The organism is Paenibacillus forsythiae T98, assembly GCF_000520735.1.
GTDB lineage: Bacteria > Bacillota > Bacilli > Paenibacillales > Paenibacillaceae > Paenibacillus_AQ > Paenibacillus_AQ forsythiae.
The window spans coordinates 1-349 of record NZ_ASSC01000719.1; the positions used below are offsets into that span (position 1 = coordinate 1).

Genomic DNA, 349 nt, shown 5'->3' on the forward strand with positions numbered 1-349 from the left:
CCGGAAGAGCTGGACGACGGGGAATGGAAGGAATGCCTGCGGGCGCTGAAAGGGCTGCCGCTGCGGCAGGAAGTGTACAGCTTCGATGGATCGGAGCAGGCCCCTCATCCATACAGCGCCGAGGAACATACTTACGAGCTCCGGCTGGTTCAGCGGCAGGGCGAGCAGAGACACGCGGTATGTCTCCCTGTCGGGAGCGAAACGTATACCATGCAATACGAACGCAATCCGGCGGACCCGCGCATCGCCCACGCGCTGAATCTGGAGACGGATGAATACGGGAATCCGCTTAAATCCTGCTCGGTCGTATATGGCCGCCGCACCGCCGATCCGGCGCTGCCCGCCGAAG

General features: G+C 62.8%; 1 protein-coding gene. It reads left to right on the forward strand.

Translation table 11 applies throughout. The annotated features are described in order from the left end of the window. The coding region (locus L692_RS29810; protein WP_036724950.1) for a toxin TcdB middle/C-terminal domain-containing protein at nt 1-349 on the forward strand (349 nt) is incomplete at both ends.